This window comes from Streptomyces sp. M-16, from assembly GCF_052114405.1.
Taxonomy (GTDB): domain Bacteria; phylum Actinomycetota; class Actinomycetes; order Streptomycetales; family Streptomycetaceae; genus Streptomyces.
This window is the reverse complement of record NZ_JBFRER010000110.1, coordinates 1-26,224: the sequence shown is the minus strand read 5'-3', so window position 1 is coordinate 26,224 and position 26,224 is coordinate 1. Positions and strand designations below refer to the sequence as shown.

The 26,224-nt window shown below is 72.5% G+C and carries 24 protein-coding genes and 2 pseudogenes; 13 read left to right on the top strand and 13 right to left on the bottom strand.

From position 1 onward, the window contains the following. On the bottom strand, positions 1-1,113 hold a 1,113-nt coding region (locus AB4039_RS33585), incomplete at its 3' end, for a DUF6716 putative glycosyltransferase (protein ID WP_442272543.1). Positions 1,114-1,295: 182 nt separating this feature from the next. Between AB4039_RS33585 and AB4039_RS33580 the strand changes: the two genes are divergently transcribed. Together AB4039_RS33580 and AB4039_RS33575 are read left to right on the top strand one after the other, a co-directional pair. After that, positions 1,296-2,294, top strand: coding sequence for a glycosyltransferase family 2 protein (locus AB4039_RS33580; RefSeq protein WP_266841305.1), 999 nt, complete (start codon positions 1,296-1,298; stop codon positions 2,292-2,294). Positions 2,295-2,344: 50 nt separating this feature from the next. Further along, complete coding sequence (locus AB4039_RS33575; protein WP_442272542.1) at positions 2,345-3,682, top strand: polysialyltransferase family glycosyltransferase; 1,338 nt, start codon at positions 2,345-2,347, stop codon at positions 3,680-3,682. Here AB4039_RS33575 and leuE read toward each other — a convergent pair. Both leuE and AB4039_RS33565 read right to left on the bottom strand, forming a co-directional pair. Continuing rightward, the gene (gene leuE, locus AB4039_RS33570) at positions 3,675-4,325 is read right to left on the bottom strand and encodes a leucine efflux protein LeuE (protein ID WP_442272541.1); all 651 of its coding nucleotides are present in this window, start codon (positions 4,323-4,325) and stop codon (positions 3,675-3,677) included. The genes AB4039_RS33575 and leuE overlap by 8 nt on opposite strands. Before the next feature lie 57 nt (positions 4,326-4,382). Beyond that, on the bottom strand, positions 4,383-5,966 hold the full coding sequence (locus AB4039_RS33565; RefSeq protein WP_442272540.1) for an acyl-CoA mutase large subunit family protein: 1,584 nt from the start codon (positions 5,964-5,966) through the stop codon (positions 4,383-4,385). Positions 5,967-6,128: 162 nt separating this feature from the next. Between AB4039_RS33565 and AB4039_RS33560 the strand changes: the two genes are divergently transcribed. Then, a complete protein-coding gene (locus AB4039_RS33560) occupies positions 6,129-7,013 on the top strand; it encodes a L,D-transpeptidase family protein (protein WP_266841301.1) in 885 nt (294 codons plus the stop codon). 398 nt (positions 7,014-7,411) lie between these two features. Here the strand turns inward: AB4039_RS33560 and AB4039_RS33555 are convergent, their stop codons facing one another. Together AB4039_RS33555 and AB4039_RS33550 are read right to left on the bottom strand one after the other, a co-directional pair. Continuing rightward, on the bottom strand, positions 7,412-8,404 hold the full coding sequence (locus AB4039_RS33555; protein ID WP_266841300.1) for a hypothetical protein: 993 nt from the start codon (positions 8,402-8,404) through the stop codon (positions 7,412-7,414). Then, positions 8,404-9,147, bottom strand: a complete 744-nt coding sequence (locus AB4039_RS33550; protein WP_266841819.1) for an RNA polymerase sigma factor — start codon at positions 9,145-9,147, stop codon at positions 8,404-8,406. Before AB4039_RS33550 ends, AB4039_RS33555 begins: the two co-directional genes overlap by 1 nt. 332 nt (positions 9,148-9,479) lie before the next feature. Between AB4039_RS33550 and AB4039_RS33545 the strand changes: the two genes are divergently transcribed. The 6 genes from AB4039_RS33545 (at position 9,480) to AB4039_RS33520 (ending at position 14,477) form a co-directional block, all read left to right on the top strand. Next, complete coding sequence (locus tag AB4039_RS33545) at positions 9,480-10,100, top strand: 2-oxo-4-hydroxy-4-carboxy-5-ureidoimidazoline decarboxylase (RefSeq protein ID WP_266841299.1); 621 nt, start codon at positions 9,480-9,482, stop codon at positions 10,098-10,100. 152 nt (positions 10,101-10,252) lie between these two features. Continuing rightward, on the top strand, positions 10,253-10,633 hold the full coding sequence (gene sdhC / locus AB4039_RS33540) for a succinate dehydrogenase, cytochrome b556 subunit (protein ID WP_442272539.1): 381 nt from the start codon (positions 10,253-10,255) through the stop codon (positions 10,631-10,633). A gap of 5 nt (positions 10,634-10,638) precedes the next feature. Further along, a complete protein-coding gene (locus AB4039_RS33535; protein ID WP_266841297.1) occupies positions 10,639-11,121 on the top strand; it encodes a succinate dehydrogenase hydrophobic membrane anchor subunit in 483 nt (160 codons plus the stop codon). Positions 11,122-11,144: 23 nt separating this feature from the next. Beyond that, positions 11,145-12,899, top strand: coding sequence for a succinate dehydrogenase flavoprotein subunit (gene sdhA, locus AB4039_RS33530; protein WP_266841296.1), 1,755 nt, complete (start codon positions 11,145-11,147; stop codon positions 12,897-12,899). Continuing rightward, positions 12,899-13,657: a succinate dehydrogenase iron-sulfur subunit gene (locus tag AB4039_RS33525; protein WP_030231011.1), complete on the top strand. Its 759-nt coding sequence runs from the start codon at positions 12,899-12,901 to the stop codon at positions 13,655-13,657. Before sdhA ends, AB4039_RS33525 begins: the two co-directional genes overlap by 1 nt. A 214-nt stretch (positions 13,658-13,871) precedes the next feature. Then, positions 13,872-14,477, top strand: a complete 606-nt coding sequence (locus AB4039_RS33520) for a Uma2 family endonuclease (protein ID WP_442272538.1) — start codon at positions 13,872-13,874, stop codon at positions 14,475-14,477. Positions 14,478-14,509: 32 nt separating this feature from the next. Here the strand turns inward: AB4039_RS33520 and AB4039_RS33515 are convergent, their stop codons facing one another. The 3 genes from AB4039_RS33515 to AB4039_RS33505 are packed head-to-tail and all read right to left on the bottom strand — an operon-like array spanning position 14,510 to position 17,790. Beyond that, positions 14,510-16,915 (bottom strand): ATP-binding cassette domain-containing protein, encoded by a 2,406-nt coding sequence (locus tag AB4039_RS33515; protein ID WP_442272537.1) that lies wholly within the window; start codon positions 16,913-16,915, stop codon positions 14,510-14,512. Positions 16,916-16,944: 29 nt separating this feature from the next. Next, positions 16,945-17,361, bottom strand: a complete 417-nt coding sequence (locus AB4039_RS33510) for a VOC family protein (RefSeq protein ID WP_266841293.1) — start codon at positions 17,359-17,361, stop codon at positions 16,945-16,947. Positions 17,362-17,370: 9 nt separating this feature from the next. Further along, a complete protein-coding gene (locus AB4039_RS33505) occupies positions 17,371-17,790 on the bottom strand; it encodes a helix-turn-helix domain-containing protein (RefSeq protein WP_030231000.1) in 420 nt (139 codons plus the stop codon). A 124-nt stretch (positions 17,791-17,914) separates the two neighbouring features. On the opposite strand from AB4039_RS33505, the gene AB4039_RS33500 reads away from it, so the two are divergent. From AB4039_RS33500 to AB4039_RS33490, 3 genes are read left to right on the top strand one after another with little or no spacing between them, the layout of a single operon-like run. Next, positions 17,915-18,319 (top strand): hypothetical protein, encoded by a 405-nt coding sequence (locus AB4039_RS33500; RefSeq protein ID WP_266841292.1) that lies wholly within the window; start codon positions 17,915-17,917, stop codon positions 18,317-18,319. A 27-nt stretch (positions 18,320-18,346) separates the two neighbouring features. After that, positions 18,347-18,751, top strand: coding sequence for a thiol-disulfide oxidoreductase DCC family protein (locus AB4039_RS33495; RefSeq protein WP_442272536.1), 405 nt, complete (start codon positions 18,347-18,349; stop codon positions 18,749-18,751). Positions 18,752-18,762: 11 nt separating this feature from the next. Beyond that, the gene (locus AB4039_RS33490) at positions 18,763-19,494 is read left to right on the top strand and encodes a TetR family transcriptional regulator (RefSeq protein ID WP_266841290.1); all 732 of its coding nucleotides are present in this window, start codon (positions 18,763-18,765) and stop codon (positions 19,492-19,494) included. Positions 19,495-19,521: 27 nt separating this feature from the next. Here the strand turns inward: AB4039_RS33490 and AB4039_RS33485 are convergent, their stop codons facing one another. Next, complete coding sequence (locus AB4039_RS33485; RefSeq protein ID WP_442272535.1) at positions 19,522-20,802, bottom strand: MFS transporter; 1,281 nt, start codon at positions 20,800-20,802, stop codon at positions 19,522-19,524. A 109-nt stretch (positions 20,803-20,911) separates the two neighbouring features. Here AB4039_RS33485 and AB4039_RS33480 point away from each other — a divergent pair, with 109 nt between their 5' ends. Next, positions 20,912-21,439: a MarR family transcriptional regulator gene (locus tag AB4039_RS33480; RefSeq protein WP_266841288.1), complete on the top strand. Its 528-nt coding sequence runs from the start codon at positions 20,912-20,914 to the stop codon at positions 21,437-21,439. A 159-nt stretch (positions 21,440-21,598) separates the two neighbouring features. On the opposite strand, the pseudogene AB4039_RS33475 reads toward AB4039_RS33480, so the two are convergent. The 4 genes and pseudogenes from AB4039_RS33475 to murJ all read right to left on the bottom strand — a co-directional run. Continuing rightward, a pseudogene (locus AB4039_RS33475) lies at positions 21,599-22,552 on the bottom strand (metallophosphoesterase); the annotation flags it as partial. A 27-nt stretch (positions 22,553-22,579) separates the two neighbouring features. After that, positions 22,580-23,704, bottom strand: a pseudogene (locus tag AB4039_RS33470) (glycosyltransferase); the annotation flags it as partial. Continuing rightward, complete coding sequence (locus AB4039_RS33465) at positions 23,701-24,477, bottom strand: polysaccharide deacetylase family protein (protein ID WP_266839596.1); 777 nt, start codon at positions 24,475-24,477, stop codon at positions 23,701-23,703. The pseudogene AB4039_RS33470 and the gene AB4039_RS33465, both read right to left, overlap by 4 nt. Then, positions 24,467-26,224: murein biosynthesis integral membrane protein MurJ (gene murJ / locus AB4039_RS33460; protein WP_442272534.1), on the bottom strand; the 1,758-nt coding region annotated here is incomplete at its 5' end. The genes AB4039_RS33465 and murJ, both read right to left, overlap by 11 nt.

Here is a 26,224-nt window from a genome sequence, read left to right as displayed (position 1 = left end):
GGCATCCGGAGGAGCGGCGGCGGGCGGGCCGGCGGCGGCACCCGGAGCGGCGGCGGAATCCGGCGGGCCCGCGGTGACCGGCGCCACCGGCGCGACCCCGTGGGCGGCGAGCCAGCCCGGGGCTCCGACCGGCAGCAGGCCCTCGTCGAGCTGGTCCCACGACGCCAGGCAGCCGGAGCCCAGGAAGTGGTGGTTGCCGAGCGCCTCGCGGATGCCGAGGTCGGTCAGGACGGCGGTCGGGATGCCCCGGTGCAGGGACTCCAGGGCGGCGGTGGAGGACACGGTGACCAGCAGGTCGGTGCCGTCCAGCACCTCGCCCATGTTCCCGTACGCCAGGCGGCAGTTGGGCGGCAGCCCGCCCGGGAGGCGCTCGGCCAGGCGCTGGTAGGGGTGTTCCTCCAGGTGTGTGGTGTGCTCCCCCGGCCGGCTGCGCAGCTTGACGAGCACCTCCCGCCCCGGGTGCAGCCGGGCGTGCCGGGCGGCGCGCTCCAGGAGGTAGGCGCGGTCGGCGCGGCCCTCCGGGACGGAGGGCTGCACGGCGAAGACGACCCGGTGGGCGCGGTCGCCCGCGCTCTCGTACGCCGCACCCTCCAGGAAGGGCAGGGCGGTCTCGACGACGGCCGCCGGATCGGCGCCCACGCCCTCGTACACGGCGCGGAAGCGGGCGGCGTCGTGGYGGGAGTTGGCGAGGACCAGGTCGGCGCCGTGCCGCAGCAGGAGCCCGTCGGCGAGCTTCTCGTAGACGACGCCGACGTAGCCGGTGACGAGGACGGGGCGGGTGGCGGGGTCGGGCCACAGGGCGCGCACCCCGTGCAGGACGGCCTGGACGGCGCCGCCGACGAGGGCGAGGACGACCACGTCGTAGTGCCGGCGGCCGAGTTCGGCGAGGAACTCGGCGCAGGTCACCTCCACCGGACCGCAGCCCGCCTCCCCGACGCCCGCCTCGCCGAGCTGGCGCGCGGTGGGGGTGGCCCGGCCGCGCAGTACGTACCCGGTGGGTGCGGGGGCGTCGGGGGCGAGGCGGCGGGCGGTGAGGGCGCCCCATTTCCAGCGCGTGTCGGAATCCGCGAGTACGGCGACGCGTTGACCGGACCGGCTGCTGCTGAGTGGCACTGGCACCCGGCAGAAGCTATTCCGCATTTCCGGTGATCGGCCCAACGAGCGCACAACGGCGGGTTAACAACCCGTCGACGAAATGCGAAAGCGTCCTGGTTAACGCGCCCGCCCCGCGTCGTTCACATGGAATCCGCATCCGGGCCATGGTGAATGCCGGGCCGCGTCCTAATGTCTCGCGGGTGCCCAAGCTCTCTGTTGTCGTGCCGTTCTACAACGTGCAGACGTACGCGCCGGATGTCCTGAAGGGACTCGGACTCAACGCGCGTGAGGATTTCGAGTTCCTGCTGGTCGACGACCGCTCCACGGACGGGACGCCGGAGCTCCTGGAGCGCGCGGCGGCGGGCGGCCTGCCCGGGGCGGTGCACCTCAGACGGGACCGCAACGGCGGGCTGGCGGCGGCCCGCAACACCGGACTGGACGCGGCGCGCGGCGAGTACATCGCCTTCCTGGACGGCGACGACTGGCCGGCGCCGGGCCACCTGGCCCGTACGCTCGCCGCCATCGAGGCCCTGAACTGCGATTTCGTCCGTACCGACCATGTGCAGGTGACGGGCCGGGCGCGGATCGTGCAGCGGGTGCCGTACGGGCCGCAGGGGGTGGTGGGCGATCCGCGCGCGGGGATCCTGCCGTCCTCGCGGGCCACGGCGGTGGACTACCCGTACGCCTGGGCGGGGATGTACCACCGGCGGCTGCTCGACCAGGGCCTGCTGCACTTCACGGACGGGCTGCGGACGGCGGAGGACCGGCCGTGGATCTGGCGGCTGCACCGTACGGCGCGGTCCTTCGCGGCGATCGGCGAGGCCGGAATCTTCTACCGGCGCGGCATTTCCACCTCGCTCACCCAGATCGGGGACGAGCGTCAGCTCGATTTCATTCGAGCATTTGATCAAGTGCTTTCGGACACCGCCGCGGACCGGGAATCCGAACTCCTGCTCCCCAAGGCCGTCCGAACGTATTGCGCGATTATCGCGCACCATATCGGCTCCATCGAAAGGTTCGAACCGGCCGTGGCGAAAAAACTCCGTGTGATGAGCGCGGAGGCGCTCGGGCGCATGCCGCGGCCCCTGCTGGAACGGGCGCTCGACTCGATGGACGCCGACCGCTCCGCGCTGCTGCGCAGGCTGCGGCGCCGCACGCCCGCCACCGGGGCCGCGGGGGCCGCCGGGGCCGCCGCGTGACCGGCGACCACGGCGTGAACGGCGACCACGGCGTGAACGCCGACCACCGCGTGACCGGCGACCGCGTCACCCAGGTCTTCCTCGCCTCCACCCTCTACGGGACGGCCACCCTCGCCGCCGCCCTCGACGCGGGCACCTTCCCGGCGGCCGCCCGCCGGATCCTGCTGACCAGCAACCACTCCCTCACCCCCGAGGTCACCCCCGGCATCGACGCCATGCCGGGCTTCGAGGCGCTGCGGACCCGCTTCGACGAGGTGCGCGACTGGAACGCCGTCCTCGCCCCGCAGCACCCGAGCACCTGGGCCCCGCGCCCGGACGACGTCCCGCTGTGGGAGCGGCAGCTGCGCGCCCTGTGGGGGCTGGGCGGGGACCGGGTCGAGCTGGTGGTGGAGTCCCTCCAGGTGCCGCCCGCGCAGAGCCTGTGCCGGCTGTTCCCGGGCGCGGCGATCGACGTGTACGCCGACGGGCTGATGTCCTACGGCCCCACCCGCTTCCGCCTCGACCCGCAGATCGGCATGCGGGTCCGCCGGGTGCTCCACCTGGACCTGGTCCCGGGCCTGGAGCCGCTGCTGCTGACGGAGTTCGGGGTGCCCTCGGAGACGGTCCCGGCGCCCTCTTTCCTCAAGGTCCTGGCGGAGCTGGCCGGGCTGCCCGACGACAGCGGCTACGAGCCCGGCGAGCCCTGCGCCCTCCTCCTGGGCCAGTACCTCTCCGCGCTGGACCTGATGTCCCCGGCGCAGGAGGAGGAACTGCACGTCGCGATGGTGCGCGGGGCCTGGGAGCGGGGCCACCGGGAACTGGTCTTCAAACCGCACCCCTCCGCCCCGGCGGCCTACTCCCGGCGGGCGGAGGCGGAGGCCGAACGCCTCGGGGCGCGGCTGACGGTGCTGGACCAGCCCGTGCTGGCGGAAACCCTGTACGAGCGGCTGCGCCCCGCGCTGGTGGCGGGCTGCTTCTCGACGGGGCTGCTCACGGCGCGGGCCCTGTACGGGATCCCGGTCGCGCGCACCGGGACCGGCCCGCTGCTGGCCCGCCTGGCCCCGTACCAGAACAGCAACCGGATCCCGCTGACGCTGGTGGACGCGCTGGTCCCGGACCTGGCGGCGGCGCCGGGCGACGGGCCCGGTGCCCCGCAGGACCTGACCGGTCTGGTCACCGCCGTCGGCTTCGCCATGCAGCCCCGGATCCTCGCCGGCCGGCGGGAGCGGGCCGAGGCCCATCTGGCCCGGCACCTGAGCGAGCGGACCCGGCACTACTTCAACCGCCGCCGGCTCACCACGCTGGGCCTGCCGGGCGGGATCCCGGCGCAGCTGTCCTTCCTGCCCCGCAGCCCCGCCGTGCGCCGGGTCGTGCACCGGCTGCGGCGGGGTCTGCGCCGGGTCAGCTGACGGCGAGCTTCGCGGCGAAGCCCAGGAAGATCACGCCGGCCGCCGAGGTGGCCCCGGCCGCGAGCCGCTTGCGGCGGCGGAAGGCGGCGGAGAGGCGGGTGCCGGTGAATATCAGGGTGGACAGGTAGAGGAAGCTGACCAGCTGGGAGACGGTCCCCAGCAGCAGGAAGGACAGCGCGGGGTAGGGGTACTCCGGGTCCACGAACTGCACGAAGAAGGACAGCAGGAAGAGGATCGCCTTCGGGTTGAGCAGGCTCACCACCAGCGCCCGCCGGAACGGCCGCTCGGCGGCGCCGGCGGTCTCCTCCCCGGCCGGGGCCTCCTCGTCGCGCGCGCGGCGGCCGCGCCACATCGCCAGGGCGCCGCGCAGCATGCCCGCGGCCAGCCACCCGAGGTACCCGGCGCCGAGCACCTTGACCGCGGTGAACAGGACCGGGCTGGTCTGGAGCAGCGCGCCCGCGCCGACCGCGGCCAGCACCATCAGCACGGTGTCGCCGGTGAACACCCCGGAGGCGGCCTTGTAGCCCTCCTTCACCCCGCGCCGCGAGGCCACGGAGAGCACGTAGAGGGAGTTCGGTCCCGGCAGCAGCACGATCAGCACGACGGCGGCGAGATAAGTAGGAAGATCTGTCACACCCAGCATGTGCAGGAGTGTCCCATGGGGACGTACCTGTCACGCCAGTGAATTCCGTCCCATTCCTCAGCGCGGCTCGTACGCCCCCCAGACCTCCCGCAGCACCCCGCACACCTCCCCCACCGTGGCCCGCGCCCGCAGCGCCTCCTTCATCGGGGGGAGCACGTTCTCCCCGGTCCCGGCCGCCGCCCGCTGCAGCGCGGCCAGCGCCCGGTCCACCGCCGCCCCGTCGCGCCCGGCCCGCAGCCGCGCGAGCGCCGCGCACTGGCGGGCCTCGATCGCCGGGTCCACCCGCAGCGGCTCGTAGGGCTCCTCCCGGTCGAGGGCGAACCGGTTGACCCCGACGACCACCCGGTCCCCGGCCTCCTGCTCCCGCACGATCCGGTACGCGTTGGCCTCGATCTCCCCCTTCTGGAAGCCCGCCTCGATCGCCGCGACCGCCCCGCCCAGCTCCTCGACCCTGCGCATCAGGGCGAGCGCGGCCGCCTCCACCTCGTCCGTCATCCGCTCGACCGCGTACGAACCGGCGAAGGGGTCGGCGGTGTGCGGGACGTCGGTCTCGTACGCGAGCACCTGCTGGGTGCGCAGCGCGAGGCGGGCCGACTTCTCCGTGGGCAGGGCGATGGCCTCGTCGAAGGAGTTGGTGTGCAGCGACTGCGTGCCCCCCAGTACGGCGGCCAGCGCCTGCACGGCCACCCGTACGAGGTTCAGCTCCGGCTGCTGCGCCGTCAGCTGGACCCCGGCGGTCTGGGTGTGGAAGCGCAGCATCAGCGACTTCGGGTCGCGCGCCCCGAACTCCTCGCGCATCAGCCGGGCCCAGATCCGCCGGGCCGCCCGGAACTTCGCGACCTCCTCCAGCAGGGTGGTGCGGGCGACGAAGAAGAACGACAGCCGGGGCGCGAACGCGTCGACCTCCATGCCGGCCGCCAGCGCGGCGCGGACGTACGCGACGGCGTCGGCGAGGGTGAAGGCGATCTCCTGTACGGGCGAGGCCCCGGCCTCGGCCATGTGGTAGCCGGAGACGGAGATGGTGTTCCACTTCGGGATCTCGGCGCGGCAGTAGCGGAAGGTGTCGGCCGTCAGCCGCAGGGAGGGGCCGGGCGGGAAGATGTACGTCCCGCGCGCGATGTACTCCTTCAGAATGTCGTTCTGTACGGTGCCCGTCAGCAGTGCGGGATCGATGCCCCGCTCCTCGGCGACGAGCTGGTACATGAGCAGCAGCAGGGCGGCCGGCGCGTTGATGGTCATCGAGGTGGAGACCCGGTCGAGGGGGATCCCCTCGAAGAGCGTGCGCATGTCCTCGACGGAGTCGACGGCCACCCCGACCTTGCCGACCTCCCCGCGGGCGAGCGGGGCGTCGGAGTCGTGCCCCATCTGGGTGGGCAGGTCGAAGGCCACGGACAGCCCGGTCCCGCCGCCCTCGATGAGCTGCCGGTAGCGGGCGTTGGACTCGGCCGCCGTGCCGAACCCGGCGTACTGGCGCATCGTCCAGGGGCGCCCGGTGTACATGGTGGGGTGGATCCCCCGGGTGTACGGGTACGCCCCGGGCTCCCCCAGGCTCACCGCCGGGTCCCAGCCCGTCAGGTCCTCGGGCCCGTAGACCGGTTCGATCGGAACGCCGCTCTCGCTGCGTGGTGCGGGACGGACCATGACGCGATTCCTCCGTGTCCGTGCTGCCGGCCGGCCGGGGGCCGGTACAACCGTGCCCGCGGCGGCCGCTGGTCACAATGGGGCAACAACGGGTGAACGTCCGCAACTGTCCACGCCCACGAAGCATCACCTAGATACACGACGTCGAATCGGGGGACCGGGATGAACCGCCAGAGAGTCATGATCCGTACGCTCGGCCTGGCCGCGGCGGTCGCGCTGGCAGCGACCGGCTGCGGCCCCCAGAAATCCGGCGCCGGGCCGGCGTCGCCGTCCTCGCCGGTGGCGGGGAGTTCGCCCGCGGCCTCCCCCTCCACCCCGGACGACGGCAAGGCGGGGGCGTCCTCGCCCGCGGCGTCGCCGTCGCCGTCGCAGTCGCCCTCCCCGTCGGCCTCCGCGCCGTCCTCCTCCCCCGGCGTGAAGCCGATCATGGCGAACGGGGACGAGAGCGAGCAGATCCGCGAACTCCAGGCCCGGCTGCGCCAGCTCAAGCTGGTCTCGACGGCCCCCACCGGTTTCTACGGCTCGAAGACGACCGCCGCGGTCAAGACCTTCCAGTCCCAGCACGGGCTCGCCGCGACCGGTTCGGTGGACGAGGCCACCTGGCAGAAGGTCCAGGGCCTCACCAAGAAGCCTTCGGAGGACGAGCTGCGCCCGCCGACCACCAACGAGGTCGACGCCCCGGACCCGCGCTGCATGCACGGCCGGGTCATGTGCATCAGTAAGGAGAGCCGGACCCTCGCCTGGATGATCGACGGCAAGGTGGTCTCCACCATGGACGTGCGCTTCGGTTCGGAGAACACCCCGACCCGCGAGGGCGAGTTCCAGGTGGGGTGGAAGGCCAAGGAGTGGACGTCGACGATCTACCACACGTCGATGCCGTACTCGATGTTCTTCAGCGAGGGCCAGGCGGTGCACTACTCGTCGGACTTCGCGGCCCGCGGCTACGCCGGTGCCTCGCACGGCTGCGTGAACGTCCGGGACAAGGCCAAGCTGTCGGCGCTGTTCGACCAGGTGAAGGTGGGCGACAAGGTCGTCGTCTACTGGTGAACCCGGTAGCGGATTGAGGGCGCGGGCAGGGCCGGGGGAACGTGCCCCGCCCGCGCCGGTTGCGCAGAGCCCAGGGGTACGGGGGGAACCCCGGCTCATGCGCGGCCGATGACCAGTCGGCTCAATATGTACTGCGCCGGGGGTGCGGAAAGTGTTACTGCCCTCCGTGCGGGGCGTTGCCACAACGTTTCGGCAGCCGGGGCAGACCCCCGTTCCGGGCCGGAAACTACGGCGATTTTCAGCCAAGCGGCAGCACGGGGCCGCGGCCGAACGGGTGGGGAACCAACGGGTCCGGGATCAGCGGGTCCGGGATCAGCGGGAGCTGATCAGCAGGCACGGGTCAGCAGGCACGGGTCAGCAGGCACGGGTCAGCGGGCGCGGGATCAGCGGCTGCGGGATCAGCGGCTGCGGAAGCCCAGCGCGCCGCCCGCCTTGGGGGTCTGCGTCGGGAGCAGGGCGCTGCCCGGGTCGACGGCGCCGCTCTGCGGCAGGCCGTCGCGGACCCCGTCCAGCAGGGCCTCGCAGAAGCGCGCGATCTTCGCCGGGGCTCCGGCGAGCTGGGACAGGCGCTCGCGGCGGTCGTCGTCCATCCGCCCCGAGCGGTAGGCCTGGCACAGGTCGGCAGGCTTGACCTGGGTGTCCGGCTCGCGGTCCTTGCCGCCGGTCGACCTGTCGGGGACCTTGTCGCGACCGCCGTCCGTACCGGTCCCCGCGCCGAATCCCGCACCCGTGCCCGCGGTGCCGGGCGGCAGGGACAGGCTGCCCGTGGGGACGCCGGGGATCGTACGGGTCTCCGTACCGGGCATCCGGGAGGCGCCCGGGCCGGCGGACGGCATGCCCTCTCCGCTGCGCAGCGGGGTGGGCCGCGGCTGCGGGACGAGGTGGGGGCCGGTGGTGTCCGCGGCGGGCGCCGGATCGGGACCGGCGCTGATCGACACGGCGGGGGCGGGGCCCGCGGTGTGATGCGTCACACGGTCAAGCAGGCCGCCGGCCGCGGCGGCGGCGATCCCGCCGACGGCGACGCCGGCCAGCGCGGCGGCCAGCCCGAAGCGCACGGGGGCTCCGCCGCGCCGCTGCGCGGGGATCCGTACGCGGGGTATCGGGGCCAGGTCGACCAGCGGTTCGCAGTCGTCCCCCGCGCCCCGCACGCCGGGCCGGACGGCCTCGGGCGCCGCGGCGCGCGCGGCCAGGAAGGCGGCCACGGCGGCGGCCTCGCCGGGCAGCTCGCCCGCACCGGGACGGGAGGGGGTCAGGGCGTCGAGGGCGGCGCGCAGCCGGGCGGCCTCGGCCCTGGCGCGCGGATCGGCGCCGGAGGCGACGGGGCCGGCCCCCGGGCACAGCAGCTCGTCCGCCGCGGCCTTGTCCAGCCACGCGTTGTGCTCGTCGGCCATCACATGTCCTTCTGCGTCCGCCAACGTGAATGCGTCACACCGGTTGGTCCCGCCAGGCCCGCACTTCGCGCCCGCTGCGCGGGCACGGCGTCGAGGTCGCGCTCCCGGGCCTGGTCACCGGCATTATGGCCGACCCGCCGGACGGGATCCGCGCCGCGTTCCGCTTCCCCGTCCACGGGGCCCGCGGACCCGAACTCGGCGGTCAGCAGTTCGGCGAGCTTCTTGAGCCCCCGGTGCGCGGCCGTGCGGACGGCGCCGGGCCGCTTGCCGAGGGTCTCGGCGGCGCTCTTCGCGTCCAGGCCGACGACCACGCGCAGGACGACGGCCTCCGCCTGGTCCTGCGGGAGCTGCGCGATCAGGGCCATGGTGCGGCCGGTGGACAGGGCCTCCATCGCCTCGCCGGCCGTGTCGCAGTCGGCGGCGCGTCCGCTGAGCTCGCTCTCGTCGCCGCCGATGGCGGGGCGCCGGCCGCGCATGCGGATGTGGTCGAGGGCCCGGTTGCGGGCGATGCGGGCGGCCCAGCCGCGGAAGCGGTCGGCGTCACCGGTGAAGGAGTCGAGGTCGCGGGCGATCTGCAGCCAGGCCTCGGAGGTCACGTCCTCGGCGTCGCCGTCACCGACGAGCGTGCGCACGTATCCGAGCAGGCGTGGGTGCACGGTGCGGTACACAGTCCGGAACGCGCTTTCGTCGCCGTCCTGTGCCGCGAGCACCGCGGCGGTCAGCTCCGCGTCGTCCCCCAGCAAAGTCCCCAACCCGTTCGACGTCCTGTACGTGTGGCGCAAATCCGCACGTTACGGCTTTCACGCACCTCTCGTCCACGAGTTGTACAACCAGCAACCGACCCTGCGCGGAGCGGGGTGTGACACAAAACGCACTCCGGGCGCTGACAGGGGTACGGGCTTGTCGCACGAGTCCGTGACGGATGGCGACCGGGGCCTCTCCTGTGGGGGGTGGCGGCCTCGGTCGCCCTCCCCTGCTTCCCGCCTGTTCACACCCCTGCCGGTGTCATCCTTTCGGCTCACTTACGGGTGAAATCCCCCTATCGGCGGGACACTCCCCCTCGGAGATCGCTAGCGTGGCGGCACACCCACGCCAGGCCCCGAGGAGAACTCCGCTGTCCAGCCACCTTCCGGCACAGGTCCGCGGCCCGGTCTCCGCCCCAGGCACCGGGCTGACGCACTTCAACTCGCTGCCCCCCGGCACCGCCCGGACGGCCCTGACGCACTGCTGCGGCAGCCCGCGGTGGGCGCAGCGGGTGGCCGCCCACCGCCCGTACCCGGACACCGCGTCGCTGCTGGCGGCGGTCGACGAGGCCTCGTACGACATGTCCCAGGGCGACCTGACGGAGGCGCTGGCGCGGGAGTCCTCGGCCGAGCTGGGCCACGGGGCCCCGTACGCGGCCCTCCTCGCGCTCGACGCGGCGCGGGCGGAGTACGAGCGGACCTTCGGCCACGCCTTCGTGATCTGCCTGGACGGGCACCCGCCGGAGGAGCGGGTGGACCAGCTGCTGGCCGCGATCCGCCGCAGGCTCGCCCACGAGGTGGACGAGGAACGCTCCATCGCGGCGGACGAGCTGCGCATGGTCGCCCGGTCCCGGCTGACCCGGCTGCTGGCCCGGCTGGCGGCCCCTCTCGGACAGGACCCCGGCGATGGGCTGTCCGAGGCCGATTCCGGGCTATTCGCCCCTGTGGGATAGTCCGTCCGTGCCTGTTTGATCACACCGATGGACCCGGCGCAAGGGAACCGACAAAGCGTCGCTACGATGTCCGGGGCCGGAGGACCGTACCCGGCCGGGCCCGACCGACAAAGAAGCCGGCTGGCCCCCGCCCCGCTTCCGGAGGGTTTTCCGTGCCGGCTGGAACGTTGTACCGCGGCCGGGAAGGAATGTGGTCCTGGGTGGCTCATCGAGTCACCGGCGTCCTCATTTTCTTCTTCCTGTTCGTACACGTCCTCGACACCGCTCTCGTCCGCGTCTCCCCTGAGGCGTACGACGATGTCGTGGCTACCTACAAGACTCCGATCGTCGCAGTGCTGGAGTACGGCCTCGTCGCCGCCATCCTGTTCCACGCGCTCAACGGTCTCCGTGTCATCGCCGTGGACTTCTGGTCCAAGGGCCCCCGCTACCAGAAGCAGATGCTCTGGACCGTCGTGGGCGTCTGGATCCTGACGATGGTCATGGCCATCTACCCCGTCCTCGGCCACGCCTACCGCGTTCTGTTCGGGGAGTGACACGCATGTCTTCTGACACTTCTTCCGCCCGGGCGATCGGTGACGTCGAGGGCGTCTCCCTCTACGACGTCGAGAACCCGGCGCCGTACATCGAGGCCCCGCGCAAGCGGACCGGCAAGACGCCCCGTTCGACCCGCGGCAACTTCGAGATGGCCGCGTGGCTCTTCATGCGCCTCTCGGGCATCGTCCTGGTCGTCCTGGTCATCGGCCACCTGCTCATCCAGCTGGTGCTGGACGGCGGCGTCTCCAAGGTCGGCTTCGCCTTCGTCGCCGGCCGCTGGGCATCCCCGTTCTGGCAGGTCTGGGACCTGCTGATGCTGTGGCTGGCCATGCTGCACGGCGCCAACGGTCTGCGTACCGTCATCAACGACTACGCGGAGCGCGCCAACACGCGGCTGTGGCTGAAGGGCCTGCTCTACACCGCCACGGTGTTCACCATCCTTCTGGGCACGCTGGTGATCTTCACCTTCGACCCGAACATCCGCTAGGCAACGGGGCTGAGGCGAATCCCATGAAGATCCACAAGTACGACACCGTCATCGTCGGCGCCGGTGGCGCGGGCATGCGCGCCGCCATCGAGGCGACGAAGCGCAGCCGCACCGCCGTGCTGACGAAGCTGTACCCCACCCGCTCCCACACGGGCGCCGCGCAGGGCGGCATGGCCGCCGCGCTGGCCAACGTGGAGGACGACAACTGGGAGTGGCACACCTTCGACACGGTCAAGGGTGGTGACTACCTGGTCGACCAGGACGCCGCCGAGATCCTGGCGAAGGAGGCCATCGACGCGGTCCTCGACCTCGAGAAGATGGGCCTGCCGTTCAACCGCACCCCGGACGGCACCATCGACCAGCGCCGCTTCGGCGGCCACTCCCGCAACCACGGTGAGGCGCCGGTCCGCCGGTCCTGCTACGCCGCGGACCGCACGGGCCACATGATCCTCCAGACGCTGTACCAGAACTGCGTCAAGGAGGGCGTGGAGTTCTTCAACGAGTTCTACGTCCTGGACCAGCTGCTGGTCGAGGTCGACGGCGTGCAGAAGTCCGCCGGTGTGGTCGCCTACGAGCTGGCCACCGGCGAGATCCACATCTTCCAGGCGAAGGCCGTCATCTACGCCTCCGGCGGCACCGGCAAGTTCTTCAAGGTGACCTCCAACGCGCACACCCTCACGGGTGACGGCCAGGCGGCCTGCTACCGCCGCGGCCTGCCGCTGGAGGACATGGAGTTCTTCCAGTTCCACCCGACGGGCATCTGGCGCATGGGCATCCTGCTGACGGAGGGCGCCCGCGGTGAGGGCGGCATCCTCCGCAACAAGGACGGCGAGCGCTTCATGGAGAAGTACGCGCCGGTCATGAAGGACCTCGCGTCCCGTGACGTCGTCTCGCGCTCCATCTACACGGAGATCCGCGAGGGCCGCGGCTGCGGTCCCGCCGGCGACCACGTGTACCTGGACCTGACGCACCTCCCGCCGGAGCAGCTGGACGCGAAGCTCCCGGACATCACGGAGTTCGCGCGCACCTACCTGGGCATCGAGCCGTACACGGACCCGATCCCGATCCAGCCCACCGCGCACTACGCCATGGGCGGCATCCCGACCAACGTCGAGGGTGAGGTCCTGGCGGACAACACCACCGTCGTCCCCGGCCTGTACGCGGCCGGCGAGGTCGCGTGCGTGTCGGTGCACGGCGCCAACCGCCTGGGCACCAACTCGCTGCTGGACATCAACGTCTTCGGCAAGCGGTCCGGCATCGCGGCGGCGAAGTACTCGGCCGAGAACGACTTCGTCGAGCTGCCGGAGAACCCGGCGCAGCAGGTCGCCGACCTGGTCGAGCACCTGCGCAACTCCACGGGCACGGAGCGGGTCGCCGACCTGCGCCTGGAGCTCCAGGAGACGATGGACGCGTGCGTGATGGTCTTCCGCACGGAGCAGACCATCAAGACCGCGGTCGAGAAGATCGCGGAGCTGCGCGAGCGCTACAAGAACGTGTCCGTCCAGGACAAGGGCAAGCGCTTCAACACGGACCTGCTGGAGGCCATCGAGCTGGGCAACCTGCTCGACCTGGCCGAGGTCATGGCCGTGTCCGCGCTGGCGCGCAAGGAGTCCCGCGGCGGTCACTACCGCGAGGACTACCCGAACCGCGACGACGTCAACTTCATGCGCCACACCATGGCGTACCGCGAGGTCGGCGCCGACGGCAAGGACTCCGTCCGGCTGGACTACAAGCCCGTCGTCGTCACCCGCTACCAGCCGATGGAGCGTAAGTACTGATGGCCACCCCCACCCTGGACAAGATGGAGGCGGCGGCCGCCGCCTCGCCGTTCATCACGGTCACGTTCCGGATCCGCCGGTTCAACCCGGAGATCTCGGACGAGTCGACCTGGCAGGACTTCCAGGTCGAGATCGACCCGAAGGAGCGCGTGCTCGACGGTCTCCACAAGATCAAGTGGGACCTCGACGGCACGCTGACCTTCCGCCGCTCCTGCGCGCACGGCATCTGCGGCTCCGACGCGATGCGGATCAACGGCAAGAACAGGCTCGCCTGCAAGACGCTGATCAAGGACATCAACCCGGAGAAGCCGATCACCGTCGAGGCCATCAAGGGCCTCACGGTGATGAAGGACCTTGTCGTCGACATGGAGCCCTTCTTCCAGGCGTACCGCGACGTCATGCCGTTCCTGGTCACCAAGGGCAACGAGCCGACGCGTGAGCGCCTGCAGTCCGCCGAGGACCGCGAGCGCTTCGACGACACCACCAAGTGCATCCTGTGCGCCGCGTGCACGTCCTCGTGCCCGGTGTTCTGGAACGACGGCCAGTACTTCGGCCCGGCGGCGATCGTCAACGCCCACCGCTTCATCTTCGACTCGCGCGACGAGGCCGGCGAGCAGCGGCTGGAGATCCTGAACGACAAGGACGGCGTGTGGCGCTGCCGCACGACCTTCAACTGCACCGACGCGTGCCCGCGTGGCATCGAGGTCACGAAGGCCATCCAGGAAGTCAAGCGCGCACTCATCACGCGCCGCTTCTGACCTTCCCGGGCGCAGTCCGACGTACGAGGCCCCGCTCCCCCGGAACATGTCCGGGGGAGCGGGGCCTCGTCGCGTCCGTTCCCTCCCGGGGGTGAAGGGGCGGGCGGAAGAACCTTTCATCGCACGAGCGCCCCCACGGACGGCGGTACGGTCGCCGCCGTCGCTTGAACCGGAGCGCCGTCCGCACCCACACTGAGAGGAGGAGGTGCTTTCCATGTCCGCTCCCGCCCACGAGGAGCCGTGCGACCCAGGTCTCGATGAAGTCCTCTGGCAGGCCTGGAAGGCGATGGACCTTCCGGAGGGCTACCGGGCCGAGATCATCGAAGGGTCCATCGAGGTGTCTCCCACCGGCCGTCGCCGTCACACCGTCCTCGTACACCGTCTGCGCAGGGCACTTGAGTCCCGGCTGACGGACAGCGGGCTCGACGTCTATCAGGACGGCAATGTCATCCGCGGCCGGAAGGTCTGCATCCCCGACCTGTTCGTGGCCCCCGAGGACCTTGACGAGATCCCCGACGCGGAGGGGCTGGGGGTGGACGCCACCCGCATCGCCCTGGTGGCCGAGATCGTCTCCCCCGGCAAGGAGGCCCACCGCCGGGACCACATCCGCAAGCACCGCTGGTACGCCCAGGCCGGGATCCCCGTTTACCTCGTCATCGACGACTTCGACGACCAGGGCACGGTGACCGTGTTCAGCGGACCGGACCCGGAGAGGGCCGTGTACGCCACGAAGACCACCGTCTCGTACGGGACCCCGGTCTCCCTCCCCGACGGACCGGCCGAGGGCATGGAGATCACCGCGGACCTGACGCGCCCCTAGGCGGGTACCCGGCGCCGGGTACCCACCCCCGGTCAGGCGCCGACGTAGGCCGCGAGGTGTTCGGCCGTGAGGGTGGAGCGGGCGGCCACCAGGTCGGCGGGGGTGCCCTCGAAGACGACCGTCCCGCCGTCGTGGCCGGCGCCGGGGCCGAGGTCGATGATCCAGTCGGCGTGCGCCATGACCGCCTGGTGGTGCTCCACGACGATGACCGACTTGCCCGAGTCGACCAGCCGGTCGAGCAGGCCGAGCAGTTGCTCGACGTCGGCGAGGTGCAGGCCGGCGGTCGGCTCGTCGAGGACGTAGACCCCGCCCTTCTCCCCCATGTGCGTGGCCAGCTTCAGCCGCTGCCGCTCGCCGCCGGACAGCGTGGTGAGCGGCTGGCCGAGGCTGAGGTAGCCGAGGCCGACGTCGGCGAGCCGGGTGAGGATGCGGTGCGCGGCCGGGGTACGGGCCTCTCCGTCGCCGAAGAACTCCTCGGCCTCGGTGACCGACATCGCCAGCACCTCGCTGATGTCGCGCCCCCCGAAGCGGTGTTCCAGCACCGAGGCGTGGAACCGCTTGCCGTCGCACTCCTCGCAGGGGGCCGCCACGCCGGCCATCATCGCCAGGTCGGTGTAGACGACCCCGGCGCCGTTGCAGGTGGGGCAGGCGCCCTCGGAGTTGGCGCTGAACAGCGCCGGCTTCACGCCGTTGGCCTTGGCGAAGGCCTTGCGGATCGGATCGAGGAGCCCTGTGTACGTCGCCGGGTTGCTCCGGCGGGAGCCGCGGATCGCGCCCTGGTCGATCGAGACCACGCCCTCGCCGGCGGCCGCGGAGCCGGCGGTCAGCGACCCGTGCACGAGCGAGCTCTTGCCGGAGCCGGCGACCCCGGTGACGACGGTGAGCACCCCGAGGGGCACGTCGACGTCGACGTCCCGCAGGTTGTTCGTGCTCGCGCCGCGGATCTCCAGCGCCCCGGTGGGCGTGCGGACCTCCGCCTTGACCTTGGCCCGGTCGTCGAAGTGGCGGCCGGTGACGGTGCCCGCGTCCCGCAGCCCCTCGACGGTGCCCTCGAAGCAGACGGTGCCGCCGCCCGAGCCCGCGCCGGGGCCGAGGTCGACGACGTGGTCGGCGATCGCGATGACCTCCGGCTTGTGCTCCACGACGAGGACGGTGTTGCCCTTGTCCCGCAGGCGCAGCAGCAGGCCGTTCATCCGCTGGATGTCGTGGGGGTGCAGGCCCGTGGTGGGCTCGTCGAAGACGTAGGTGGTGTCGGTGAGCGAGGAGCCTAGGTGGCGGATCATCTTGACGCGCTGCGCCTCGCCGCCCGAGAGCGTGCCCGCCGGCCGGGCGAGCGAGAGGTAGCCCAGCCCGATCTCCACGAACGAGTCGAGGGTCTGGCGCAGTGTGGTCAGGAGCGGGGCCACCGAGGGTTCGTCGAGGGCGCCGACCCATGCGGCGAGGTCGCTGATCTGCATCGCGCAGGCGTCGGCGATGGAGATTCCCCCGATCTTCGAGGACCGGGCTCCCTCGCTGAGCCGGGTGCCGTCGCACTCGGGACAGACGGTGAAGGCGACCGCCCGCTCGACGAAGGCCCGGATGTGCGGCTGGAGGGCGTCGACGTCCTTCGCCAGCATCGACTTGCGGAGCTTGGGGATGAGGCCTTCGTAGGTCAGGTTGATCCCGTCGACCTTGATCTTGGTCGGCTCCTTGTGGAGCAGGTCCTGCAGTTCCCGCTTGGTGTACGTGCGGATCGGCTTGTCCGGGTCGAAGAAGCCGCAGCCCGCGAAGATGCGGCCGTACCAGCCGTCCATGCTGTAGCCGGGGATGGTGAGCGCGCCCTCGTTCAGGGACTTGGTGTCGTCGTAGAGCGCGGTGAGGTCGATGTCGCTGACGGAGCCGCGGCCCTCGCAGCGCGGGCACATGCCGCCGGTGATGCTGAAGCTGCGGCGCTCCTTGACGGTCTGTCCCGCGCGCTCCACGGTGACCGCGCCCGCGCCGCTGATCGAGGCGACGTTGAAGGAGAAGGCCTTGGGCGAGCCGATGTGCGGCTGTCCGAGGCGGCTGAAGAGGATGCGGAGCATGGCGTTGGCGTCGGTGGCGGTGCCGACCGTGGAGCGGGGGTCGGCGCCCATCCGCTGCTGGTCGACGATGATCGCGGTCGTCAGCCCTTCGAGCACGTCGACCTCGGGACGGGCCAGGGTGGGCATGAAGCCCTGGACGAAGGCGCTGTAGGTCTCGTTGATCAGCCGCTGCGACTCGGCGGCGATGGTGCCGAAGACCAGGGAGCTCTTGCCGGAGCCGGAGACACCGGTGAACACCGTCAGGCGGCGCTTGGGGAGCTCGACGCTGACGTCCTTGAGGTTGTTCACGCGTGCGCCGTGCACCCGGATCAGATCGTGACTGTCCGCCGCGTGCGGCTCCGGCGCCGGCGTGCCCGTCCTCGTGGCCCTGCTCATCGTGTGGTGTCTCCCTCTGGTTCTGGTCCCTAGGCCTTGCGGGGCTGGTTGAAGCGGAGCATGTTGCCCGCCGGGTCGCGGAAGGCGCAGTCACGGACGCCGTACGGCTGGTCGATCGGCTCCTGGAGCACGTCCGCGCCGGCCGCCCGGAGGCGTTCGAAGGTGGCGTCGACGTCGTCGGTGGAGAAGATCACACCGCGCAGCAGGCCCTTGGCCAGCAGTTCCGCCATCGCCTGGCGGTCGGCGGGCGAGGCGCCGGGGTCGGCGAGCGGGGGTTCGAGGACGATCTCCACGTCGGGCTGCTCGGGGGACCCCACGGTCACCCAGCGCATCCCCTCGAACCCGACGTCGTTGCGGACCTCCAGGCCCAGGATGTCGCGGTAGAAGGTGAGCGCCTTGTCGTGGTCGTCGACGGTGATGAAGCACTGCGAGAGGTTGATGGTCATGCCTCGACGCTACGAGGGGGCGGCCGATTTCGCTTCTCCGTTCCTGACCGGTCGCGTGGAGACCTTCGCGACGCAGGCCGGAACCGCGGCGCCGTCCTCGTGGGAGCGGGCCCGGTAAGCGCTGGGGCTCTCGCCGACGAGTTCGCTGAAGCGGGAGCTGAAGGACCCGAGCGAGGTACAGCCGACCGCGAAGCAGACGTCCGTCACGCTCATGTCGCCGCGGCGCAGCAGGGCCTTGGCCCGCTCGACGCGGCGGGTCATCAGGTAGCTGTAGGGGGTCTCCCCGTAGGCGGCGCGGAAGCTGCGGGAGAAGTGCCCGGGTGACATGAGGGCGACCTTGGCCAGTGCCGGGACGTCGAGCGGCTGCGCGTAGTCGCGGTCCATCGCGTCCCGGGCACGGCGCAGTCGGACCAGGTCCTCCAGGTTCATGCCTCCCAGCATCGCACGGCGACTGCCGGGGGAGACGGGCGAACGGAAGGCTTGAACCTGTTCAAAAAGAGGTCTAGAGTCATCGACGTCAGCAGTTGAACATGTTCAAAGGGGGTTGAGGGCGATGGACCTCACCGTGGTCGCGTACGTCATCTACCTGGTCATCAGCATCGGACTCACCATCTGGGTGGCCCGTACGCTCAGCCGCAACGGCCGCGTCTTCATCGGCGACGTGCTGCAGGGCAACGAGAAGCTCGCGGACGCCGTCAACCACCTCCTGGTGGTCGGGTTCTACCTCGTGAACATCGGCTTCGTGACCCTCTACCTGCGCTCGGGAGAATCGGTCCTCGAAGCCCGCGGCCTCTTCGAGGCACTGTCGGTGAAGATCGGCGTCGTCCTGCTCGTCCTCGGCGTCATGCACCTCGGCAACGTGTGGGTGCTCAACAAGATGCGCCGCCGCGGGATCATGGAGCGCCGGCAGACCCCGCCGGTCGCCCCGCAGGCCTGGACCGCTCCGGCCGGGGCCTGACCGGTGGCGCGGACCGCACGGGGCGCCATGCGCCACCTGACCGTCCTCTACGACGCGAACTGTGCGGTGTGCGTGCACATCCGGCACTGGCTGCTCGGGCAGCGCCACCTCGTACCGCTCCTGTTCGTGCCCGCCGCGTCCGCCGAGGCCTGGCGGCGCTTTCCCCGGCTCAACCACGCCGAGACCCTGCGGGAGATCACCGTGGTCGGGGACCAGGGACAGGTGTGGACCGGGACGGACGCCTTCATCGTGTGCCTGTGGGCGCTGACCGAACACCGGCCGAAGGCGGACTGGTTGGCCACTCCGGCCGGCCGGCCCTTCGCGAAGGCCGCCATGTACACGGCCGCCGCCGTCCGGCACGCGGTACGTACCGACTCCACTACGGATCCCGGAGAACCGGCCTGTGGCGAGCAGTGCTCCGCACCCCGATAAGGTCGGACACCGTGACAGATCAGAAGGCGCCCAAGAGCGAGCAGACCCGCACGCTCATCCTCGAAACCGCACTCAGGCTCTTCCAGGAGCGCGGCTTCGACAAGACGACCATGCGGGGGATCGCCAAGGAGGCCGGGGTCTCGGTCGGCAACGCCTACTACTACTTCGAGTCGAAGGAACACCTGGTCCAGGGCTTCTACGACCGGATCGGCGCCGCGCACCAGAAGGCGGTCCGGCCGATCCTGGACCAGGAGACCGATCTCCAGAAGCGGCTCGCGGGCGTCCTGACGAGCTGGCTGGACATCGCGGCGCCGTACCACGAGTTCGCTTCGCAGTTCTTCAAGAACGCGGCGGACCCCGAGAGTCCGCTCAGCCCCTTCTCCCCCGAATCGGAACCGGCGCGCAACGCGGCGATCGACATGCACCGCGAGGTGCTGGCCGGGGCGAAGACCAAGGTGCCGGCCGAACTGGCCGACGTCCTGCCCGAGCTGATGTGGCTCTCGCAGATGGGCCTGGTCCTGTACTGGGTCTTCGACCGCTCCCCCGACAGCGAGAAGTCCCGGCGGCTGGCCGAGCGCGGCGCGCAGCTGACGACGCGGGGCATCGTCCTGGCCCGGTTCCGGGTGCTGCGGCCGCTGGTGCGCGAGGTGCACGAGCTGTTCGCGGACTTCCTGCCGGGCATGGCCCAGACGGCGGTCTCGCGCGGCAAGCGGGCCTCGGACCCGCACCCCGGGGAGGAGTGAGGGTCCGCGGAGCCTCGCCCCCGCCCGTCAGGCGCCCAGGACCAGCAGGGCGGCGACGGCCGGGCCGAAGGCGCCGCCCAGCTGGTAGCAGAGGGTGAACAGCCCGATGGCGGAAGGCCGCTGTGCCGGGTCGGGGGCGGCTGCCACCGCGTGGGTGGACAGGACGGCGTTGGCGGCGCTGGCGGTGAAGACCCCCGCCGCGGTGGCGACCAGCAGCAGCGGGCCCCAGGTGGCGAAGATCCCGGCGAGGGCGGCGAGGGCCCCGAGGGAGACGAGCACCGTGCGGACGGCCGCGCGGCCCATGCGGGCCGAGGCGGCGGCGAGGAGCCAGGACAGCGCCGACCCGGCGAGCAGGGCGACCAGCTGTCCGGTCCCGGCGGAGGCGGTGTCCCAGCCGGCCCGGTCGGCGAGCAGCCGGGGCACCGAGAAGAGCAGGGTGAAGTAGGACGCCGACAGGGCGAGCGCCAGCAGGGCCGAGACCACGAAGACGGGCCGGCGCAGCAGGGCGGCGGGCACGAACCCCTCGGGGTGGCGCCGGACGTGCAGGGCGAGCAGCACGGCGGCGACCAGGGCCCCGCCGAGGGCGGCGAGCGGCGCCGTCGGCAGCAGGACCAGGGCGGTGGCGAGCCCGGTCAGCAGGGCGGCGCCCCGGCCGTCGAAGCGGCCGGGCGCGGGCGGGTTCGCCGCACCGGCCCGGCGGCCGACGGCGGGCACGGCGAGCAGGGAGAGCGCCGAGACGGTGAGGGCGATCCGCCAGGACGCCCCGTCCGCGAGAGCCTTGCCGAGCAGCGGTCCGGCGGCGCCGAGCATCCCGAACCCGGCGCTGATGACGCCCATCCGGCGGGCGGTGCCGGCGAGGCTGATCGCCGCGGCCACCAGCCCGGCGCCGCCGGCGGCCTGGGCGCAGCGCCCGAACAGCGTGAGCGGGAGCCACGGGGAGGCGGCGACCAGCAGGGTGCCGGCCAGGACGAGCAGGGTGGACAGCCGCAGCACCGCGCGCAGGCCCCGGCGGCGCAGCAGCCCGGCGAGCAGGGGGGTGCCGACGGCCATGGCCCAGCCGAAGGCGGTGAGCAGCCAGGCGGCGGTACCGGCGGACACCCCGAGGGAGGCGGCCATCTCCGGGAGGATCAGCACCGGCGCGTTGGCCCCGGCGGCGATGGGGGTGGCCAGCAGGGCGAGCCACAGGACGGGGACGGGCGCCCCGGCGGGCGCGGCGCCGGCCGTCCCGGCGGCCTTCCCGTCGGCCCCCCGGGCGCCCTTCCCGGCGGCTTTCGCGGTACCCGCGGTGGTGGTGGTGGTGACCGTCATGGATGACCCACTCCCCTTCACATCTCAACCTTGACAATCTCAACGTTGAAATAAAAACAGAGCGACTACCTCAACGTCAAGTGTCTTAACGTTGAGGTATTCTGTGGGCATGGAGAAGGACACGGTGGCCACGTTCATCGGCCAGTGGCAGACGGAGCGCCCCGACCTCGCGGAGGAGCTCTGGCCGATCGAGGTGCTCGCCCGCATCCAGCGGATGACGCGCATCATCGACAAGCAGCTGAAGGTCTTCATGGCCGGACACGGCCTGGAGGTGGGCGAGTTCGACGTGCTCGCCAGCCTGCGCCGCTCGGGCCCGCCGTACGCGCTGACCGCCGGCGCGCTGGTGCCGGCCGCGATGGTGACCTCGGGCGCGATCACCAACCGGATCGACCGGCTGGAGGCCAAGGGCCTGGTCGAGCGGGTCCGTGACGCCGCCGACCGCCGCTCGGTGCGGATCCGGCTGACCGAGCCGGGCCGCACGCTCTGCGAGAGCGTGATGGAGGAGCACCTCAAGCACTACGCGGAGCTGCTGGCCCCCCTGGACCGGGACACCTCACGGACGGTCGCCGAGGCCCTGCGCACCCTCCTGCTGGCGCACGGGGACACCGCCGCCGCCCCGGTGGCCACGGCCGGTTGAGTTCCCCCAGGCGCCCCACGCCCGTGCCGTCGGAGGGGTACTGCGCGCCGGTGACGGCCCCGCGGGACACGACGTGGTCCTCCTCCTGCCGGATCGGCAGCACCGGGACCCGCCGGGAGACCAGCCGCGGGAAGGTCCGCGATGCCCGGTCGGGCCTGGTCAGGCCTGGTACGAGGCGAGTTCCACCACCGTGATGTCGGACGGCGCTCCGACCCGGACGGGCGGGCCCCAGGCACCGGCTCCGCGGGACACGTAGAGCTGGGTGTCGCCGTAGCGCTCCAGGCCCGCGACGGTCGGATTGGCCAGCTCGGCCAGGTAGTTGCCGGGCCACAGCTGGCCGCCGTGGGTGTGCCCCGAGAGCTGGAGGTCCACGCCGTGCCGGACGGCGTCGTGGATGACCACCGGCTGGTGGGCCAGGAGGACCGCGGTACGGGAGCGGTCGCGGTCCCCGAGGGCCGCGCGGAAGTCGGGGCCGTGGCCCTCGCTCTCCCCCTGCACGTCGTTGACCCCGGCGAGGTCGAAGTGGGGCAGTTCGCGGCGGGCGTTCTCCAGGGGGATCAGGCCGAGCTCGCGGACGTGGTCGACCCACTGCCGGGCGCCGGAGAAGTACTCGTGGTTGCCGGTGACGAAGTACGAGCCGAGGCGCGAGCGCAGCAGGCGCAGCGGTTCGGCRGCCGGGCCGAGGTCGTGGACGCTGCCGTCGACGAGGTCGCCGACGACGGCGATGAGGTCGGGCTGCGTGCGGTTGACGGTGTCGACGATGCGCTGGGTGTGCGCCCGGCCGAGGACCGGTCCGAGGTGGACGTCGCTGACGACGGCGATCCGGAACCCGTGCGCCGCGCGGGGCAGCCGGGCGAGCGGGACCCGGACGCGCTTGACGCGCGGGCCGCGGAGCACCCCGTAGGTGCCCGTCCCGACGGTCGCGAGCGCGGCGGCGGCGGCCGCTCCCCCGGCCACCCGCGCGACGAACACCCGCCGGCTGACCGGGACGGCGGAGGCGGCCTGGGCCGTGGCTGTGGCCGGGTCCGGGTCCGGAGCCGGAGCCGGAGCCGGGGCGCGGTCGGCCCCCTCGGGGCCGGGCACGGCCTGGGATGCCGGTACCGGTGCCGCACCCGGAGCCGGAGCCGGTGCCGGTGCCGCCGGTACCGGGGCGGCCAGGGCCAGGGAGTAGACGTCGAGGAGCTGCCGGGCGGTGCGGGCGATGTCGTAGCGGCGTACCACCGGGGGCGCGGGGAGCCGGCGGGCGCCCGCTTCCATCTGCCCGCGCAGGGCGGCGACGAGTTCCTCCGTGCCGGGCCCGATCCGCCGCGCCCCGGGCGCCTGCGCGGCGGGGAGGTCGTCGATGGCGGGGCAGGTCACGTGGAGCACGGGGAGTCCGGCGGCCAGGGCCTCGACCACGGCGAGCCCGAAGGCCTCCTCCGTGGAGGGGGACACGAAGACGTCCATGGCGGCGAGCAGGGAGGGGATCCCGGGCGTGCGGCCGTCGGGGCTGTCGCCGAGCGGGTCGCGCTCCCCCAGGAGGTGGATGCGGCCCTGCGCGCCGAGTTCGGCGGCGAGCGTGCGCAGCGCGGCCCGCTCCGGCCCGTCCCCGGCGAGGAGCAGGTGGGCGCCGGGCAGCGCGGCGACGGCCCGGACGAGCACGTCGAACCGCTTGCCGGGCACCAGCCTGCCGACCCCGCCGACCACGAAGGCCCGTTCGGGCAGCCCCGTGCGGGCCCGAGTGGCGCGGCGGGCTCCTTCGTCGAAGCGGAAGCGGGCGGCCTCGATCCCGTTGGGGACCACGTGGATGCGGGCGGCGGGCACGCCCCAGCCCTCCAGGCGGGCCGCCACGGTGTCCGATACGGCGACGGTGGCGGAGCCGAGCCGTTCGCCGGCCAGGTAGAGGGCCCGGACCCCGCCGGTCAGGGGGCGGCCTTCGATCTCGGCCCCGCCGAGGGAGTGTTCGGTGGCGACGACGGCCCGTACTCCGGCGAGCCGGGCGGCGAGGCGCCCGTAGAGGCAGGCCCGGTAGAGGTGGGTGTGGACCAGGTCGTAGCGGCCGTGCCGGATGAAGCGGGCCAGGCGGGGCAGGGCGCCCAGGTCGCGGTTGCCGCGCATGCCCAGGTGGACGACCCGGACGCCGTCGGCGCGCAGTCCTTCGGCGACCGGCCCGGGGTTGGTGAGGGTCAGGACGTCGCAGGGCATCGGCATGTGGCGCAGCAGGAGCCGCAGTTGCTGCTCGGCGCCGCCGACGCCGAGTCCGGTGATGACGTGGAGGGCCTTCACGGCAGGATCACCCGCCGCAGTTCGCGCACCCGGTGGCGCAGCTGCTTGATCCGCATCCGGCCGCGGCCGTCGGCCTGGCTGACGTGGGTGCGGGGCAGGGCGTGCGGGCCGGTGAGCCGGCCCGGGGTGATCGCGCAGGCGTACGCGTATCCGGCGGCCCGGGTGGCTTCGACGACGCGGGCGTCGAGGTGTCCGTAGGGGTAGCAGAAGCCGTGGGGGAGGCTGCCGGTCAGTTCGCGCAGCAGGTCGCGGCTGCCGCGCAGTTCCTGCCGCAGGACGTCGTCGGGGGCTGTGGTGAGGTCCTGGTGGAGCAGTCCGTGCGAGCCGATCTCCGCTCCGTCGGCGGCGGCTTCGCGGATCCCCTCGGCGGTGAGGAGGGACTTGCGCGGGCCGAGCGGGTCCCACACGTTGTCGACGCCGAGCCGTCCGGGCAGGACGAACAGGGTGGCGGTGCAGTCGTAGCGGCGCAGCAGGGGCAGGGCGCCGGTGAGGAAGTCGGTGTAGCCGTCGTCGAAGGTGAGTCCGACGAGGCCGCGCCCCTGTCCGGCGGCGCGGGCCCGCAGCAGTTCGCCGACGGACACCCCGCGCAGTTTCCGGGCGCGCAGCCACTGCAGCTGGGCCTCCAGGGCGCCGGGGGTGACGGTGATCCCGTACGGGTCCTCGGCGGGGTCGGTGAACTCGGCGACCGAGTGGTACATCAGGACCCACGGCGATGCGGACCGGCGGGCGGGTCCCTCCACGGCGGGGGGTGCCGTGTCGGTGTCAGCGGACATTGCGGAACCTCTGGGTGAGCTGGGTCAGGCGGGTGGTGAGCCGGGAGGCGATCTGGGTGAGCTGGGCGGGCAGGGCGGTGACTTCGATGGCCCGCATGGCCATGCCGGTGGCTCCGAACATGGCCGGGACCAGCAGGCAGCCGAGGGCGGCGCTGAGCATGGGGTCGGCGATCATCGGGCCGGCGAGCCAGCCGGTGCCGCCGGCGGCGACGGCGGCGACGGCGAGTCGTCCGATGCTGAGGGCGACGCGGCGGACCTGGATGGCGACGATGCGGGAGCCGAGCCCGGTGAGCAGGAGGGCGGCGGTGGTGGAGATGCCGGCGGCGTTGGCGGCGGCGATGCCGTAGGTGCCCCACCAGCCGACGGCGAGGGCTCCGGCCACGATGTTGACGAGCAGCCCGGCGCCCATCGCGAGCGCCGGGAACCAGGTGGGCCGGGCGGTCGAGAAGAAGGGCCGGGAAAGCGCTCCGACGAGGCAGTGGCCGAGGAGCCCGAGTCCGTAGACGCGCATGACGTCGGCGGTGGCGAGGGTGTCGCGGTGGGTGAAGGCGCCGCGTTCGAAGAGGACCTGGATGATCTGCGGTGCGTAGCCGATGACGAGGGCACTGCCGATGAGGACGGCGAGGGAGGCGAGGGCGAGGTCCTGTTCCACCCGGCGCCGGGCCTTCTCGCGTTCCCCGCCGGCCATGGCCTGGGCGACGACGGGGAAGGTGACGGTGCAGATCATCAGGGAGAGCACCATCGGCATCTGCGCGACCTTCTGCGCGTAGTTGAGGTGCGAGATGGCGCCCGGGGGGAGGGAGGCGGCGAGGAAGCGTTCGACGAGGACCTGGGACTGCCGGAAGACGGCGAAGAAGATGACGGGGGCGATGAGTCCGAAGGCGATGAGGGTGGGCCGGTCCCGGTCGCGCTGGCTGCGGGGGGCTCCCTTGGCGCGGGTCGGTCCGAAGCCGACGTTGCGGATGAAGGCGGGGAGCTGGACGAGGACCATCAGCAGTCCGCCGACGGCGACTCCGGCGGCGGCGGCGCGCACCCCCCACAGGGCGTGGAGGGCGACCATCGTGCCGATGATCCCGACGTTGTACGAGACGTAGATCGCGGCGGGCGGGACGAAGGAGCGGTGGGCGCGCAGGGCGGCGCTGAAGTAGCCGGCGACGCCGAAGGTGAGCACGGTGAGGGCGGTCATCCGGGTGCACTGGACGGCCAGTTCGGGGTCGGGCAGGCCGGGGGCGAGCAGTCCGACGACGAGCGGGGCCGCGACGATCAGTACGGAGGCGACGGCGGCCAGGAACACGGCGAGCCGCGGCAGGGTCGCCCCGACGAGGAGCCGTACGGGGTCGGCCGCGCGGGCCTGCCTGCGGGTGAGGCCGGCCCGGCTGGCGGCGCGGCGGGCGAGGGCCTGGCTGAAGGCGGGCACCATCAGCAGGGCCATGGCGTCCTCGATCAGCAGGGTCGAGGCCATTTCGGGGACGGTCCAGGCGATCAGGAAGGCGTCGCTGTCGTGTCCGGCGCCGAAGAGGTGCGCGATGGTCTGGTCGCGGACGAGGCCGAAGACGGCTCCGGCGGCGGTCAGTCCGGCGGTGACGGCGGCGGCTTTGGCGAGGAACCGTCCGAGCGGGGCGGGGCCGTTGCCGGAGCCGCCGGATCCGACGCCCGGCCCGCCGGCGGCCCGTCGCCGCCCGGCCTGACCGGGCCGGGTGGCGCCGGGCGGTACGGGGCCCCGTGCGGGTGCTCCCGGTCCGGTGGC